Raw genomic sequence first — 12,853 nt, forward strand, 5'->3', positions numbered from 1 at the left:
TCATCGCCCAGCCCGGACGACGACGGCTCCCCCGGCCACGCCGGACGCCGAGCGGACCGCACGCGGAGCGGTAGATTCGCGAGCGTGCCCGACCCGACCGCCGCCTCGCACCGCGTCCGCCGCGCCACGCCGGACGACGCCGTCCTGCTCGCCGACCTGGCCGCACTCACCTTCCCGCTCGCGTGCCCGCCCGGGACCGCGCCCGAGGCGATCGCCGAGCACGTCGCCACCCGGCTGAACCGCGACCGGTTCCGCGACTGGGCCACGAGCCACGAGCACGTCCTCCTGCTGGCGGAGAGGTCAGCGTCCGACGGCGGACCGCACCTCCTCGGGTACGCGCTCCTCGTCCGCGAGGCCCCGCAGGACGCCGACGTCGCCTCGGCGCTCGGCCTGGCCGACCGCGCCGCGGGAGCGGCGGAGACGCCGACGGCCGTGGAGCTGTCGAAGATCTACGTGCACCCCGCGGCGCAGGGGACGGGCGTCGCGAGCACGCTCATGGACTCGGCCCTCACGGCGGCGGCGGACCTCGCCGCCGGGCTGCCGGTGTGGCTCGGCACCAACGGCCTCAATGCGCGGGCGCAGGCGTTCTACCGCAAGCACGGCTTCGAGACGGTCGGCAGCCGCACCTACGTCGTCGGCGGCGAGGAGCACTCGGACGTCGTCATGGCCCGCCCCTGACGCACGACGGGAGCGCGCCGTGTCCGGAAGCGGGCGTACCAGACGAGCATGAGCGCCGTGCTGACCAGGTAGAACCCGTGGAGCAGCCAGATGGGCCCGAACGGCAGGGACACCACGTACAGCGTGTGCACCACGTTGCCGACGTTGGCGAGGGCGAGGTTCCCCACGCTGTAGGAGGCGAGGTCGCGCGTCCGGGCCGCCTTGGACAGCATGGGCAGGTAGCTGACCACGAAGAGGACCGTCGAGACCGTGCCGGCGAGCACGCCGGCCGCGTGGAGCGACATCGCCCTCTCCTCTCCTCGTCCACCCTCGTCGTCCGCCGGGTGCTCGTCACGCGCCGGTCGGGCCGGGCGCCGGTGGGACGTTCGCGTTCACGTGGAAGACGTTCGTCGGGTCGTACGCGGCCTTGACCGCGGCCAGGCGGGCGTAGTTGCCGCCGTAGGTCGCACGCAGCCGGTGCTCGTCGCCCATCATGAAGTTCACGTAGCCGCCGTCGTCCGAGTACGGGTGCACGGCGTCCCAGTAGTCCTTCGCCCACCGGGTGATCTCTCCCGCCCGGGCGGGATCGTCGTCGATCCCGGCGATCACCATCGACCACCGCGCGTCCCGCGTCGCCCAGGCGGTCGCGTCGGAGGGCACGCGGTGCACGGCACCGTCGATCGGGTACAGGTGCATGACCGACCGGGCACCCGGCTCCAGCGTCCGGGCCTGCTCGAGGTGCGCCTCGATCGCGTCGTCGGTGAGCTCCCGGACGAAGCCGCCCCGCCAGTACCACTGCAGCCCGGGCGGCATGAGCGCGTCGAACATCGTCTGCGCGCTCGGGTACGGCATCGTGCTGCGCCAGTCGAAGAGCGGCGGGGGAAGCACGTCGAGGAGCGGGGCCATGACGGCTGCGCCCTCGTGCGCGTCGCCGTCGAAGCACGCGACGAGCGCCGCGGCCCGGCGGCCCTGGTGCTCACGCGGGAAGGGATCGACGGGAGGAACCGTCTTGAGCCCGGCGAAGAGCCCGAGGCGCTCGTCCGCACCCGGCAGGAAGTCGCGGTAGGCGGCGAGCACGTCGCGCGCGTCGGCGAGGTCCCAGAACAGCGGTCCGGCGAAGACGTCGCGGACGGGGTGCGCGCGGAAGGTGAGCCGCACGACGACGCCCAGGTTCCCCCCTCCTCCCCGCAGGCCCCAGAACAGGTCGGGGTGCACGGACGGGCTCGCCGTGACGACACGCCCGTCGGCCAGCACGACCTCGGCCTCGAGCAGGTTGTCGATCGTCAGGCCGTGCTCGCGGGTCAGATGACCCGAGCCCCCGCCGAGCGTGAGCCCGCCGACCCCCGTCGTCGAGACGAGGCCGAGCGGGACCGCCAGTCCGTGGGGGTACGTCGCGGCGTCGACGTCCGCGGACGTGCACCCGCCCCCGACCCGGACGGTGCGCCGACCCGCGTCGACGTCGACGGCCCGCAGGTCACCGAGGTCGACCACGAGACCGCCGTCGACGCTCCCGTACCCCGGACCGCTGTGCCCTCCCCCGCGCACCGCCACCTCGACCCCGGCGGCACGTGCCCACCCGAGCGCGGCGACGACGTCAGCCGTGTCGGCGCAGCGGACGACGGCCCGCGGCCGCTTGTCGATCATCGCGTTGTAGACGCTGCGTGCGTCGTCGTAGCCGGGGTCCTCCGGTCGCACGACCCGCCCTCTCACGGCCTGGTCGAGCCCGTCCCGCTGCGTGCCGAGCATCGTCGCTCTCCCTCCGTTCCCCCCGTCGTGGGAGGATCCTGAGAGGAGCGTAGGAAGCGCCGGTGCGGGGTGGGAACGCCCGTGCGACCGCGATCCCTGCCCGACCGTCCGGACCTGGAGCGGTTCGTGCCCAGGCGTCCGGAGGAGCCGCCCAGGAGTCCGGGAGGTGGAGAGATGGACGTGCTGTCCGACGTCCTGCTCGCCGTGCGGCTGACCGGCGCGGTCTTCTTCGACGTCGAGGCCAGCAGCCCCTTCGCCACGGAGAGCCCACGGGGCGAGGTCATCCGCGAGCGCCTGATGGCCGACGCCGGGCACGTCATCGGCTTCCACGTCGTCACCGAGGGCGACTGCTGGGCGGAGGCCGTCGACCGGCCGGAGGCGCCGCAGCACCTGCGGGCGGGCGAGATGGTGATCTTCCCGGCGGGCGACGCGAACACGATGGCCTCGTCCCCGCGGATGCGCGGCCGTCCCGACTGGAGCCTGTACTACCGGCCGGTCGACGAGGCGCTGCCGTTCTCGATCTCGCTCACCTCTCCGGACCGCGAGGCCGTGGACGCCTCGCGGTGCCACTTCGTGTGCGGGTTCCTCGCGTGCGACGCACGGCCGTTCAACCCGCTCGTGGCGTCGCTCCCCCGCATCGTCCGGGCCCCGGTCTCGGACCGGAGCTGGCAGTGGATGTCGGGGCTGCTCGACGTCGCGACCACCCCCGGGGAGCCCGGCGACGCGGGACGCGAGGCGATGCTGGCGAAGCTCGCCGAGCTCATGTTCGTCGAGGCGCTGCGCGCGCACATCGACGCGCTGCCACCCGACGCCCGGGGGTGGGTCGCCGGGCTGCGGGACCCGCAGGTCGGCGCGGTGCTGCGGCTCATGCACGGCCGCCCGTCCGAGCCGTGGACGCTCTCCGGTCTTGCCCACGAGGTGGGCATGTCGCGGTCGACCCTCGCGGAGCGGTTCACGACGTACGTGGAGGTCCCGCCGATGCAGTACCTGACCCGCTGGCGTCTCCAGCTCGCCGCCGGGCTGCTCGAGGGCGGGAACGTCGGCGTCAGCGGTGCGGCCGCCGCGGTGGGCTACCGGTCCGAGGCGGCGTTCCACCGCGCCTTCAAGCGGTACGTCGGCACGTCGCCCGGAGCGTGGCGTCGCGGTCCTGCCGAGGGCGGCGCACCTGTCGACGCCGGAGCGACACGTCGGTCCTGGGGAGCCTGAGGTCTCGGGGAGCCTGAGCGCCCGCTGCGCCCGCCCTCAGTGGTCGTGGTCGTCCTCGCCGCCGCCCTCGTGCCCGGCGTCGAGCCCTCCGTCGAGCGCGTCGTCCGGGTGCACGGGCAGCAGCACGTGGACGTGGCCCTGCCCGCCCGACGTCGCGCGCAGGTCGAGCTGGATCGCGGCCAGCGCCCACGTGTCGACGGCTCGGGTGCGCAGCTCGCCCGCGAGGTCGTAGAGGTCCGGGGTCGACGCCGCGTCGGTCGTGGCCGCGAGAGCGACCGCGTCGAGCGAGTCGCCCACGAGCCGGAGCGACGTGAGCATGCCGTTGCGGACGATGTTGTGCTCGGACGAGCCGCTCGCGAGCGACTCGGTCTCGGCGACCAGACCGTCGACGGTCCCCCGCCAGGTCTCGACCTGCGCGGGGTCGGCGGGGACGGCGGTCGACCCGTCGACCGGCAGGACGGCGTGCAGGCCGTGCAGGACGGGTACGAGCTCGGTCTGGACGTGCTGGGCGTGGTCGATCGACGCGACGAGGTTCTCGGCGTCGCGAGACTCCTCGGCGGCCTCGAGCTCGGCCACGCGCGCGGGATCGACGGCGGGGCCGGCGTCCGCACCGCCGTCGTCGCGGGTGAGGCCCACGACGAGCGCGACCGCGGCCGCCACGACGGCGAGCGCGCCGAGCACGAGGAGCGCCCGACGCCACGCGTCGAGACCCACGAGCCACCGGCGCACGCGGACGTGCGCCGGCGGCCGGGGTTCGGGGTGGCCGGCACCACCCCGGTCGGAAGGACGGGAGCGCGCCGACGGCGGCACGGGAGGCTGGGCGCGGCCGCCTCCACGCGTTCCCCCCGCCGCCGGGCGTGCACCCTTGCGGGTCTCCGGTGGTGCGGGTCGGCGTGCACCGGTGCGCTGTGCCACGTGCTGCTCCTCGTCCTGTGGTCTGTGGTTCTGCTGGGTGGGGGCCGCCGGCCCGACCGTGAGGCCGGGCCGGCGGACCGGGTGACGGAACCGTCAGGTGCCGTCTGGTGCCGTCAGCCGCAGCTCACGGCGTCGTAGGGCACCTCGATCTCCGTCGTGACCTCACCGAGGGTCGCGGTGACCGTCGCCGCACCCGCGTCGAACGACGTCGCACGCGACGCGAACGACTGGTAGGCGTTGGCGCCGACCTCGACCGCGCCGAACTCCTTGGAGCCGAACGGCGTGGTCAGGGTGATCGCGACGGGCGCCTCGTCGGCGTTCGTCGCGCGCACCGCGAGGTAGGCCTTGCCCGCCAGGCAGCGGGCCTCGGCCGTCGCCTCGACGTCGACCGTCGGCTCCGGCTCGGTCTCCGTCGTGAGACGGAACCAGTCGAACGCCACCGTGACCGGCGTCTCCTGCTCCGGGCCGATGGCGACGACACCGATCGACGTCATCGGGACGTCGTTGGTCACCGGCTCGCCGATCGGCTGCCAGTTCACGCCGCCGTCGCTGACCCAGCCCTGGTACGTGTTCCCCACCTTCTCGAGGCGCACGTACCAGTAGCCCGACTCGGTCGAGTCGGCGAGCTCGAGCTGACGGTTGCCACCGTCCCCGAACGCGGCGCCCTTCTCCGAGACGGTCTCCGCGCCGAGGTTCAGCGCGGCACCCGGGGCGTTCTTCGCGACGACGTCCGCCTTGACGTAGTTGTCGTCATCGGCGTACGCCAGCAGCCCGGCGAACTGCCACCGGTGCGCGAGCGGCGCCTTGAACCGCGTCTCGGCGACCCAGTCACCCTCCGGAGCCTCCTGGAGGATGAAGTTGCGCGGGTCGTCGTTGGCGGTGCCGTGGATGTCGCCCGGCTGGGTGGTGATCCGCAGCTCGCTGCCCGCGACGACGGCCTTGGAGCTGTCGTAGCGGACGACGGAGTTCCAGCGGCACCCGTCGAGGGAGTCGCCCTCGAACTCGTCGCCGGGCTCGCGCACGCCGTCGTCCGGGCCACCGGCGCCGGTGACGTGGACGTAGTCGACCTTCGCGACCGAGTCCGCCGCCGCCGTGTCGCCGCCGGCCATGACGCCGAACGTCGCGTCGGCCTTCACGGGCGCAGAGCCCGCGAGCGCCGTCCACGTCTGCCCGTCCGCCGAGTACGCGGCCGTGATCGCGGTGCCGTCCGAGACGAGGCGCAGGTGGATCGTCGACGGAAAGTCCGCCGCGACGTCCGTCTGGCCGTGCCACGTGCGCGCACCGCCGGTCTCGGTCTGGAACTCGAGGAAGCGGGCACCGGACTGGTTCTTCGTGAACCCGAGCTTCGTGTACTCGTCGTCGCTCACGTGCACGAGGAGGCCGGCGTGCTGCCAGTGCCGCGCGAGCGGGACGTCCAGCTTGGTCTCGAGCGTCCACGCACCCGCGGGAGCGGGCTGCCCGAGGTAGCTGATCGGCCCGGTCGCGGCCTCGTTGATGTCGCCCTGCACGACGGGCAGGACGGCCTGGCCGTCGGCGACGGTGATCGGCTGGCCCTCGGCCTGGCGGACGACCGTCCACCGCGGGTCGAGCGCGTCGCCGTCGAACTCGTCCGAGGCCTCCGCGAGGCACTGCGGCGGGTTCTCCTCACCGGGCTCGCCCGGGTCGACCGGGTCGTCGTCGAACACGAAGTCCTGGAACTCGACGGCGCTCGTCGCGGTCGCGTGGTGCGCCGTGACGAACATGCCGACGTCCTGGACGGACGCCGCACCCGGCAGGGCCTGCGGCTCGCCGATCTGCGTGAAGCTCTCCCCGTCCTTGCTCCAGAAGGCGGTGTACAGGTCGCCGTCGCGCACGATCCGCACCCACGCGGGGTAGCTCGTCGAGCTGGCGGCCGACGACGTCGCGAGCTGACCGCTCGCGTTGCCCCGCAGCCACTCGAAGCCGCCGCTCGGGCGCATCCCGAGGGCCGCGTAGCCCTGAGAGTTCGCCGTCTGCGTGACGTCGTTGCGGACGATGATCCCGGCCTTGGCGGACCCGTTGGAGTTGCCCTGGCTGTTGATCTTCACGGTCGCCGACCAGTTCTCGTCGGCGCCCTGCTCGCGGTAGATGGTCGAGTACTCGTTGGTGCCCTGCCACATGTTCGCGCCGCCCGAGGTGACGAGGTACTTGCCCTCGGCGAGCTGCTCGAACGTCCCGTTCGCGTTGGTGAAGGTCTTCATGCCCGCGAAGAGGTCGCCGACCTGGGCGAGGACCACGCGCGAGCGCGTGTACAGGCCCTTGTCGTTGGTGGCCACGGCGGTCAGCTCGTAGTAGTTGTCCGCCGTCACGTCCCACGCGGCCTCGTACGGGGCCTCGGTGTCGGTGCCGATCGACGCGCCGTCCACGAAGAACTCGACCTGGGTGACCGTGTTCTCCGCGTCGTCGGCCTCGGCCGTGACGGTGATCTCGCCCTGCTCGAGCTGCACGCCCGCCTCGGGCGAGGTGATGCGGACCTTGGGCCGCGTCGTCCCCGACACGCCCTTGCCGTCCGCCTCGATGAAGTTGAGGCGACGCTCGCCCTCACCGGGGAAGACGACGTAGAGCGTGAACGGCTCCATGGGGTCGGTGACGTCGACCGTCACGTCGGTGAACGTGCCGAGACCCGTCTCCGGGATCTCGGCGGTGCCCACCAGCTCGCCGTCCGCGGCGTCGCGCCGCAGCTCGATCGTGCCCGCGGCCTCCGCGGCGACGCGCAGGGTCAGCGCGTCGACGCCGTAGAGGCTGACCGGGTCGTACGACGCCCAGGACCCGTTGGACCCGGTGATGACGGACCCGCCGCCCTCGACGTCCCGGCTCGGGATCGTCGTGGTGCCGTCCGAGGCGGCGGCGAACTCGGCCTCGCGCTTCTTGGGGAAGATGAGCGTGGTGTCCGAGCCGGTGAGCGCGGGCACGTCGCCCTCGCCACCGTTGTCCGTGTAGCGCGCGTCGATCACGTAGAACACGTTCATGTCCTCACCGTGACCGCCGCCGAGGCTGGTCGCCACGGTGCCCGTGCGGCCGTGGAGCGGCTCGGACGGGTGCGCGTGCGCGTCGTGACCGAGAGCGGGCTGGATGATGACCTGCTCGTCGTCGATCGTGTCGCCCTCCGGCGAGTCCTCCGCGTCCGTCACCGCGACGTCCCACGTGATGTCGTCGCCGAAGTTGAAGAACGAGCCCGTCGGCGGCAGCCCGAAGTCGACCTCGGGTCGCGTGTTGCCGACGGTGATGGGGACCGTCGCCGTGCCGACCTTGCCGGCAGGGTCCGTGACGGTGAGGCGGGCGTCGAAGACGCCGTTCTCGGTGTAGGTGTTCGTCGGGGCGGCGGACGTCGAGTCCGTCGTCCCGTCACCGTCGAAGTCCCACGCGTACGTGAGCTCCTCGCCCTCGGGGTCGGTGCTCCCGGTCCCGTCGAACGTCACCTCGAGCGGCGCGTGGCCGGAGTCCGGCGTCGCGACCGGCTTCGACACCGGCGAGCGCGAGCCCGACAGGTAGTCGATGCGGTGCAGCCCCGAGTTCGGGTTGTCGCGACCGAAGCCGCCGCCCCAGTCGAGGACGTACATCGAGCCGTCCGGCCCGAACTTCGAGTCGATGGGCGCGAGGAACTGCTCCTGCGGGAGGAACGGGTTGACCTTCTCGACGTCGGAGACGCCGGGCTCGGCGCCCGGGTCCTTGAGGTCGATCGAGTACATCTTGTTGCGCGCCCACTCGTAGAAGAAGGGCTTGCCGTCGTAGTACTCGGGGAACTTCGTGTCGGAGTCGAGCTCCGGGTCGAACTGGTAGAACGGCCCGCCCATGGGCGCGAGGCCGCCGCCGGCGTTGATCGCGCCGGGCACGGAGGACCGCTGGTAGCCGTACCACATGTCCGCCGGCTGGGCCGGGGGCAGCTCGGTCAGGCCCGTGTTGCGCACGGAGTCGTTGACCGGGGCGTCGCAGTCGAAGAAGTCACCGACCGTCACCGGGTTGGTCCGGTAGTCGACGTCGCGGAACGGCTCGTTGTTCCCCATGCACAGGGGCCAGCCGAAGAAGCCGGGCTCCTTGATGAGGTTCCACTCCGCGATGCCCGCCGGACCGCGGTTGGCCAGGTTGTCCGAGCCGTTGTCCGGCGAGTAGTCGGCCACGCCGAGGTTGCCCGTCGCGGGGTCGATGGTGAACCGGAACGGGTTGCGGAAGCCCATCGCGTAGATCTCGGGCAGCGTCTTGCCGTCCGCGTCGGCCGCCTCGTCGAAGAGGTTGCCCGCCGGGATCGAGTACGAGCCGTCGTCCTCGGGGTGGATGCGCAGCACCTTGCCGCGCAGGTCGTTCGTGTTGGCCGAGGTCTCGCGCGCGTCGTGGAACGTCCCGTCGCGCTCCGACAGCGGCGCGTAGCCGCCCGACGGCTCCGAGTGCGGGTTCACGTCGTCGCCGACGCCGATGTAGAGGTCGCCGGTCTCGTGGTCGACGATGAGCCCGCCGCCCGTGTGACCGGGCTCGTCGGGCAGGCGTCGCGCCGGGATCTCGATGAGGACCTTCTCCGACGCCGGGTCGATGACCGTCGCGCCCGGACCGCTCGACGTGACGGTGAAGCGGGAGACGCGGCTGAAGAAGTTCGCCGGGTCGGAGTCGTTCGCGCTCGCGGGCGCGTAGTACTGGTAGAGGTACCCGTTGGTCGCGAAGTCCTTGTCGAGCGCGATGCCGAGGAGCCCGTCCTCACCGCCCGAGTAGACCGGGATGGTGATGGCGGTCGTCGTGTTCTGCGTCCGCGGGTCGTACACGCGGATCTGCCCGCGCACGAGCTCCGTGTAGAACACGCGGCCGTCGGGCGCGACGTCCATGCCGAAGGGCGCGCTCGTGTTGGAGTCGAGCGCGATCTTCTCGAACGAGCCCCAGTCCGTCCCGCCGCAGTCGCCCTCGACGAGGCCGGCGGCCCACTGGACGCCGCCGACGATGTGCTGCACGAGGTCGGGCTCGCCCGTGTAGTGCGCGCCGAAGTGGCCCATGCCGGTCATCCAGGCACGGCCGCCGTCGTACGGCTTGCACCACGAGATCGGGTGGTCGTAGCCCATCTTGTTGCTGCCCGCGTCGTACGTGGACTCGTCCATCGTCGCGAGCACGTGCGCGCTGCCGCGGACGTTAGCCGAGTAGTTGTACCACTCGTCGGCCCGGTTCCAGCGCTGGCCCAGGTGCTCGGTCGACGGGTGCGTCCGGTCCTCGACGCGGACCGTGCCGGGAAGGCCCGGGCTGCTGCCGGTGGCGGCGTGACCGGGCATGAGCGCCCCGATCATGTCGTCCCACCACGCGTAGTTCCCCCGCATGTCCGTGGCGTTGTGGATGGCGACGATGCCACCGCCCGCCTGCTGGTAGCGCTCGAGCGCCGCCTTCTCGTCCGCGTTCCACGGGTCGCCCGAGGTCTGGAACATGACCAGGGCGTCGTACTGGGCGAGGTTCTCGTCCGTGAAGACCGTCGAGTCCTCCGTGTGGTCGGACGCGATGCCGACCTCGGCGAACGCCGCCTCGAGCACCGGGGTGCCCTGCGTGATCGCCTCGGTGTGCCGGAACTGGGTCGTCTTGGTGAAGATGAGGACCTTGCTCTCCTCATCGGCTGCCTGCGGTTCGTCGGCGGCCGTGGCCATCGTCGCGGGCGCGAGCGTGAACGCCAGCGCTGCGATGGTCAGGGCCGCGACGGACCTCCCCCTGCGGGGACGTCGTGCTGCGGTCATCGTTGTGCCTCCAGGGGCATGACGTGCGGGCCCGGGCGTCGTCGTCCGGGCAGGGTGGTCGTCATCCCGCGGCGTGCCGGCGCCGGCGGTCGTGGTGCGACTACGGCTACGGGTGCTCCGGCGTGGGCATCAGTCCCTTCAGGTAGGTGAGGCCGTCGACGGCGAGGGCGTCCTGGGTGGGCGCCAGCGGCCGCCAGATCGAGGCGGCCGTCGCGATCGTCGCGTTCTCGGCCGTGAACGACTCGATGACGAGCGGCCCGTCGTAGCCGGCCGCGTCGAGCGCGGCCAGCAGCGCAGGCCAGTCGAGGTGGTCGGTGCCCGGGGCGCCGCGGTCGTTGCCGCACACCTGGACGTGCGCGATGCGCTCGCCCGCGCGCGCGATCGCCGCGGGCAGGTCTGTCTCCTCGATGTTCATGTGGTAGACGTCGAGCATGAGGCCGATGCCCTCCGCGGGTAGGCGCCGGACGACCTCCAGCGCCTGGTCGACCGTGTTGACGAGGCTCGTCTCGTAGCGGTTGAGGGGCTCGAGCCCGACGACGACGCCCGCGTCCGTCGCGTGCTCGACGACCGGCGCGAGGTTCTCTGCGAGCTCGTCGTACGCGGCCTCGCGCTCGACGTCGGTCATGCGCCACGTGCGGCCCACGGACGCGTACGCCGGTCCCCCGATCACGGGGGCCCCGACGGTCCGGGCGACGTCGACGACGTGGCGCAGGTAGTCCTGGGTGGAACGGACGGTCGCCGCGTCGGTCGCGACGAGCTCGCGGCCGTCGCCCATGACGAGCGACACGCTCGCGGCGAGGCCGTGTTCCGCGAGCACCGTCGCGGCGGTCGCGGGGTCCCAGTCCCCCGGGTTCTCCACCGGCAGCTCGAGGACGTCGAAGCCCCAGGCCGCGACGCGGGGCGCGATCCCGCGGAGCGCGTCGTCGGTCAGCGGGGACGTCCACACCCAGGTGTTGACGCCGATCGCGCGGGGGCGCAGCAGCGCCCCGGCCGAGGCGCCGGAGCGGTCGGTCGAGGTCGGGGCGGTCGGGGAGGGAGGAGCCACGTCGCTCTCAATCGTCGGGTCCGAGCAGCTCGGCCGTCCCGCTCCCGGGCCCGACGGCGTGGGCGCCTGCGTGGGGAGGCGCCCACGACGTCGGGCTGCGGGGCGGGGCGCCCGGCCGGTCGGACGGCGACCGGGCGGCCCCTGGTGGTCCGGCACCTGGCCGGACCGTGGTGGATCAGCCGACCGTCAGCGGTCGGTCACCTGTCGGTCACCTGTCGGTCACCTGTCGGTCCACGCCTCGGGGAACCCGGGCAGGTCCTCGCCGCCGAACTTCGCGTAGTGCAGGGACGGCATGTCCTTGTTCGCCTCGAGGTACGCGTCGAGCTCCTCGGCCTCGATGGGAGCCTGCGGCAGGACCCACTCGGACGGCACCTGCTCGCCGGCCCAGATCATCTGGGCCGCGAGGATCGGCGTGCGCCACTGGAAGTTGGAGTACACGGCGCTGATGGCGGTCATGTCCGTCTCCTTCCACTTGCGCATGAAGCTCATCTCGTCCTCACCCATGAAGACCGGGTAGGGCTTGCCCGCGTCCTCGAACGCCTCGACGGCCGCGACCGCGCCGTCGCCGGCGTCCATCCAGATGCCGTCGACGTCACCGCGCTGCAGGTACTGCGTGACGATGTCCTTGATCTTCGCGCCGTCGCCGCCGGTGAACTCCGCGCCCACGACCTCGAGCTCCGACTCGGAGAAGATCTTGTCTGCCGCGGCCCAGCGGTTCTCGAGCACGTCCACTCCGGGCAGGATGCGCAGGGCGAGGACCTTCGAGCCGGGCTCGAGGTTCTCGACGAGGAACTCCGCGCCGTCGGCGCCGTAGGCGTAGCCACCGATCGGGTGGATGAAGGTCACCATGCAGTCCGTCTCGACGCCGCGGTCGAACACGATGACGGGCTTGCCGGACTCGCACGCGGCCTCGACGGCCGGCGTGAGCGTCGCGGTCGTCGACGGCGAGATGATGATCGCGTCGCAGTCGCCGGCCTCGACGAACGCCTGGATGTCCGAGATCTGCTTGTTGTCGTCGTCGGCCGCGTCCGAGACGCGGAACTCGCCGATGACGCCCTCGCCCTGGAGCACCTCGACCTGCTGCTGCATCGTGATCCAGCCGGTCACGCGCCACGGGTTGGACACCGAGGCGTTCGAGAAGCACAGCGTGTTGCCGCCCTCCGCGTTCGCGAACTCGGCGGTGTCCACGTACTCGGGCTCGATGGCCTGGAGCCACGGCTGGTCGGCCGGGCCCTCGGGCACGACCTCGCGCTGGGCGAGCTGGCGGTCGAAGTCGGCCTGGACGAACCACTCGGAGTCGGCGCCGCCGGTCTCCTCGCCGGCGGGGCTCTCCTCGGCCGAGGTCTCGCCCTCGCCGGGCTCGGTGGGCGTGTCGGTCGTGCAGGCGGCCGTGAGGAACAGCGTGGCTACCGCCGCGCCGGCCAGGAGTGCTCGTGAACGTCGCATGTCCTTCTCTCCTTGGTGAGACGTCGTCGTCCCGCGGGTGCGGGGGAAGTTGCGAAAGGGAGGGTGGTCGGGAGGGGTCGTCGTCGTGCGGTCGGTGAGGCACCGACCCGGGCGCGACCGACCG

Annotated in this window: 8 protein-coding genes; 2 read left to right on the forward strand and 6 right to left on the reverse strand. The window is 72.4% G+C overall.

Annotated features, from left to right (window positions below; translation table 11 throughout):
• The first annotated feature begins 84 nt into the window (after positions 1-84).
• The gene (locus tag ACMXGY_RS14380) at positions 85-678 is read left to right on the forward strand and encodes a GNAT family N-acetyltransferase (RefSeq protein ID WP_483773663.1); all 594 of its coding nucleotides are present in this window, start codon (positions 85-87) and stop codon (positions 676-678) included.
• Here the strand turns inward: ACMXGY_RS14380 and ACMXGY_RS14385 are convergent.
• Entirely contained in the window at positions 627-962 is a 336-nt protein-coding gene (locus ACMXGY_RS14385; RefSeq protein WP_483773664.1) for a hypothetical protein, read from the reverse strand. The genes ACMXGY_RS14380 and ACMXGY_RS14385 overlap by 52 nt on opposite strands.
• Before the next feature lie 46 nt (positions 963-1,008).
• The gene (locus ACMXGY_RS14390; protein WP_483773665.1) at positions 1,009-2,403 is read right to left on the reverse strand and encodes an FAD-binding oxidoreductase; all 1,395 of its coding nucleotides are present in this window, start codon (positions 2,401-2,403) and stop codon (positions 1,009-1,011) included.
• Between the two features lie 174 nt (positions 2,404-2,577).
• Here ACMXGY_RS14390 and ACMXGY_RS14395 point away from each other — a divergent pair, with 174 nt between their 5' ends.
• Positions 2,578-3,609, forward strand: coding sequence for an AraC family transcriptional regulator (locus tag ACMXGY_RS14395; protein WP_483773666.1), 1,032 nt, complete (start codon positions 2,578-2,580; stop codon positions 3,607-3,609).
• 36 nt (positions 3,610-3,645) lie between these two features.
• Here the strand turns inward: ACMXGY_RS14395 and ACMXGY_RS14400 are convergent, their stop codons facing one another.
• From ACMXGY_RS14400 to ACMXGY_RS14415, 4 genes are all read right to left on the reverse strand, one after another.
• The gene (locus ACMXGY_RS14400; protein ID WP_483773667.1) at positions 3,646-4,323 is read right to left on the reverse strand and encodes a hypothetical protein; all 678 of its coding nucleotides are present in this window, start codon (positions 4,321-4,323) and stop codon (positions 3,646-3,648) included.
• Between the two features lie 314 nt (positions 4,324-4,637).
• Positions 4,638-10,238, reverse strand: a complete 5,601-nt coding sequence (locus tag ACMXGY_RS14405; protein ID WP_483773668.1) for a ThuA domain-containing protein — start codon at positions 10,236-10,238, stop codon at positions 4,638-4,640.
• 106 nt (positions 10,239-10,344) lie between these two features.
• Positions 10,345-11,283: a sugar phosphate isomerase/epimerase family protein gene (locus ACMXGY_RS14410; RefSeq protein WP_483773669.1), complete on the reverse strand. Its 939-nt coding sequence runs from the start codon at positions 11,281-11,283 to the stop codon at positions 10,345-10,347.
• 219 nt (positions 11,284-11,502) lie between these two features.
• Positions 11,503-12,729, reverse strand: coding sequence for a substrate-binding domain-containing protein (locus ACMXGY_RS14415; protein ID WP_483773670.1), 1,227 nt, complete (start codon positions 12,727-12,729; stop codon positions 11,503-11,505).
• Positions 12,730-12,853: the final 124 nt, after the last annotated feature.

Source organism: Cellulosimicrobium sp. G4 BAM 1002, assembly GCF_057126935.1.